A 3520-nucleotide genomic window follows, 5' to 3' on the forward strand; every position below is an offset into this window, starting at 1 on the left:
AAAACTTCAGGATCAATGACGCGCATTGACCCGAGTGACGCCAAAGTTTCTGGTGGAACCTTACCCTCAAACATCGAAGGCTGAAGTTTCTTTCTTGCTGTCCAAAGATGAATATCTGAAAGATCCACCAGCAGAAGCTGCTGAAGAATCTTAATTTCATTAGGTTGAATAGCCATTGTGATTTTTCCTTTCTCTCGAACATGAAAGGGGAAATCACGCCCTGTTTGGGGGATGATTCCCCCAAAGGGTTTTTACTTCCAGTCGTTACCGAATACGCTTTTCGCGATTTGGTTGATGGCGATTTGTTGAACTTGATCGCAGCGATTGAGCAGCGACTCAAACAACGCAGTTTTGGCCGGCTCGCTGACGCCTTGGCTGGCGTACCCAGTCGCAATACGCGCCCAACGAAGCACTGTCCTGGTGGACATCGTCACGCTGAGGTACTGGCCGTTCTTGCCTTGGTGCTGGTCACGAATCGAGTTCGCAATCCGCACCATTCGCTGGGCGATCGACGCGTCAACTTCCGGTAGAGCATCCAGCAGTGCCTTCAACTCTTCCTTCTCGGACAGGTACGGGCAGTCGAAAACCCGGAACCGATCCAGAGACGCTAGGTTTTGCATCATCGTCCCCGCGTGCAGTCCGTTCCCGTCTCCTTGGCCTTTGGTGTTACCACAGCCTACGAAGCGGAAGTTCGGATGCGCTTTGACGACCTCACCATTGTTTTCTGCAATCACCAGCGGACGGCCTTCGAGTACAGCATGAAGGCCTACGGTGACAGCAGGATCCAAGGTGTCCCACTCATCCAGCACAAAGAGGAATCCGTTGCGCATAGCCTTGGTGAGGGGGCCATCAACAAACTTGGTGTTTAGATCCCCGGTCAGCTGGTCGGTGACCGGCAGGTTGTACCCCACCAGTTCCGGCATCTCCATTCGGCTATGAGCCGAAACAGTAATGCATGGCCAGTTCAGTCGTGCTGCCAGTTGCTCCACGATCGAGGACTTGCCCGATCCGGTTGGCCCCACCAGCAGTGCGCTGTCCCCGAAGGGTGCGTACAGCCAGTTCATGAACGGTTTGAGCAACATCTCCCGAAAGAAATACTTCTTCTCCGGGGGAACGTACATTTGCCATTCATGCCCCGATGAGAAGGCGGGTGCCGTCTTGTCGGAAACAAAACCAAAAGCCGAAACAGGGACTTGTGCCTTGAATTGCATTTGAATTTCTCCTTTCTCTCAAGCGAGGCCCAGATAAGGAGAATCCCCAAGGGGAAAACTCCCCATAGGGTATTCGGTAGTTAGATCGAGCAGCAGGCACTAACGCGATAACAGTCAGGCCTTCATCGATCGATTTCTTTGTGAAGCTAACGACCGGTGCAATTCCGTGATACATCAACTCACGGCACAGAGCAGCAGTCATCCACGGCGGGCAACTGACCAGAACGGTCTTGTGCCCAGTCTTCTTCGACTCTTTAACAGCGATCTCGCCCAGGCGCTCGACACGCTGAGTGATGACCTCAGTTGTCGGTGCGCTCGGGAAATACAGCAGATCGCGGATTTCTTTAAATTCACTCCAGCTGGAAATATCCTGAACTCCAAAGTTCGCAAGTTCGCTGGTGGTTTTGAATTTGGTCAGGTTGATTACGTTTTCCATTTCTCGCTCCAAGTTGAAGCGGAGAAATTCCCACACGGGGAAATTTCCCCGCGAGGGTTTTTAAGCTGTTGTGTCGCAGCTGACGACCCGTGCAGAGCACGGACAAGCACCAGCGCTCATGCGCTAGCGTTTGATTCTGGAGGATGCGGAGCCGGGAGGCTCAACGCTTGAACGGCACAGCCGAAGGCTGTGCGAGGAAATTCTTGAGCTGCTTGAGCGCGCAGCTTACGCACCTTTCGGCCCCTGAATCATGCCGGCTTGCCGCCAGGGCTGCAAGCCTCTGGCGGTACGCAAAATTGCGAAGTTTGCTTCAAGCAGACGCTCGCTCCCGGCGCATTTCAGCATGGCTCTTCATGATCACCAGCTGGGTGATGGGATTGATGACAAGCACTTTCCGGGCGCGCGTGTTCGCAACGTACAGCAGGTTCAACTCGTCCTTGCGCTGTTCTGGCGTGACCTTTTCTGTATCGAAGATATCGGGGAAATCGTCCTGCAGGAGCACCACGTCCCATTCCAATCCCTTCGCTTTGTGTGCCGTGCTGACGACAATGTCCGCCGCGGCCGGGTCATCGGTGGTGTGGTCTCTCAAGTCAGCCACCAACCTGGGGATGTCGTGATGTTCTTTAGTGATCCGGACCAGGCGATTCATTTCGGCATCTTTGCTCTCCTCCGCCGCCTCGACGAAGGTCCCAAAGTCACCAAATGGTCTGAATAGCCGCTTGTTCCGGATGTCGCCGTGACGATTCGACTTCAGTGCATGCACGTCCTCAAGGTCTGCTAGCTGGTAGGCCTCGATACCCCCAACCCAGTAGACCATCTTGCCGGCTAGCACCGCGTCGATCGCCGTCATCAGCACTCCCATGACAGTACGGTTCAGCACGGTGTAGTGCCCACAACCGAACGGCAGCGACGTCATCACTTTGTCCCGGGGGCCCAACCCAACCAGTGGTCGTGTTTCGCCTTGCTGCCGGAGGATTGCGTTGGCTACGCCTGCGATCATCGGGCCGAAGCGGAAGCTGTTGGTCAGGTACATGACGTCAGCGCCTGCCTCGACCTGCTGGTCCAATGCGTTCTCGGCTCCGCGCCAGCGGTAGATCTGCTGCCACTGGTCCCCAACAAAAATCTTCCTGGCTTGCTGCCCGGCGACCAGCGCCGCGGTCACTGGGTTACTGTCCTGGGCCTCATCGAACAGGATGACGTCGTAGTCCAGAACCGGTTTGCTCAGTTGGTAGAGCTTCAGGTAGGCATCGTGCTGGCACGGCAGAGAATGCTCGACATCGATCATCGCCTCCCACAGCCGAGCCGCGTTGGCCATCAGCTTGTCGATATGGGCTTCCCCGCAGGTCTCGTACGTTTCCTGGTCCAATGCCGCCGCGACGTGGGGAAGCATGACCTCAGAATCCGCGCTCGCGAGGAAGGCATTCAGGACGGCGATCGACTCTCGGACATCCGCCCATTTCCTGGTTTCCAGAAGCTCGGCGGCGTCCGTCAGCCTGATTTTCCCAAGCTTGTGATCGTACAGTCGCCCGAACTGCGGCCAAGCCAGTTGGTGGGACGTCTTGCAGATCACGTTCGGCGGGAACTTCTGAGCGCCCTCATCCCGAATGGCTCGGTTGTAGGCCAGGTAGAGGATCCGGCGATTCGGGTGCGCATTGGCGTATGCGACGAGGGTCCAGGTCTTGCCGCAACCGGCGAATGCCTTAACGACCAACGTGCGCCCCCCATAGGCAATAATGAGCTTCTGTTCGGCTGTACTTCTCATACCTCTCTTCGGCCTCGCTGCTGACCATCGTGTCAGTTGGGTTGGGTATCCACACTGCACATTGAGTGATTAAAAGGACATGTTTCCTGACACCCAAATGTGGCGGGGCCT

The 3520-nt window shown here is 55.9% G+C and carries 4 protein-coding genes; all 4 read right to left on the reverse strand.

Features of this window, described 5'->3' with window-relative positions; genetic code table 11:
• Positions 1–176 (reverse strand): DUF3150 domain-containing protein (locus tag FAS41_RS31265; protein WP_138526979.1); only part of this gene is annotated, 176 nt, incomplete at its 3' end.
• Between the two features lie 75 nt (positions 177–251).
• Entirely contained in the window at positions 252–1211 is a 960-nt protein-coding gene (locus tag FAS41_RS30410) for an AAA family ATPase (protein WP_138526980.1), read from the reverse strand.
• Entirely contained in the window at positions 1129–1647 is a 519-nt protein-coding gene (locus FAS41_RS30415) for a hypothetical protein (RefSeq protein WP_171049595.1), read from the reverse strand. Before FAS41_RS30415 ends, FAS41_RS30410 begins: the two co-directional genes overlap by 83 nt.
• A 310-nt stretch (positions 1648–1957) precedes the next feature.
• Positions 1958–3409: a 3'-5' exonuclease gene (locus FAS41_RS30420; protein ID WP_138526981.1), complete on the reverse strand. Its 1452-nt coding sequence runs from the start codon at positions 3407–3409 to the stop codon at positions 1958–1960.
• Positions 3410–3520: the final 111 nt, after the last annotated feature.

It is taken from the genome of Pseudomonas nicosulfuronedens (genome assembly GCF_005877905.1).
In the GTDB taxonomy this organism is placed as follows: domain Bacteria; phylum Pseudomonadota; class Gammaproteobacteria; order Pseudomonadales; family Pseudomonadaceae; genus Pseudomonas; species Pseudomonas nicosulfuronedens.

What these genes read in the sequence shown, in the direction of transcription:
- FAS41_RS30410 (WP_138526980.1), bottom strand. Translation starts at nt 1,211, where the DNA reads ATGCAATTCAAGGCACAAGTCCCTGTTTCGGCTTTTGGTTTTGTTTCC.
- FAS41_RS30415 (WP_171049595.1), bottom strand. Translation starts at nt 1,647, where the DNA reads ATGGAAAACGTAATCAACCTGACCAAATTCAAAACCACCAGCGAACTT.
- FAS41_RS30420 (WP_138526981.1), bottom strand. Translation starts at nt 3,409, where the DNA reads ATGAGAAGTACAGCCGAACAGAAGCTCATTATTGCCTATGGGGGGCGC.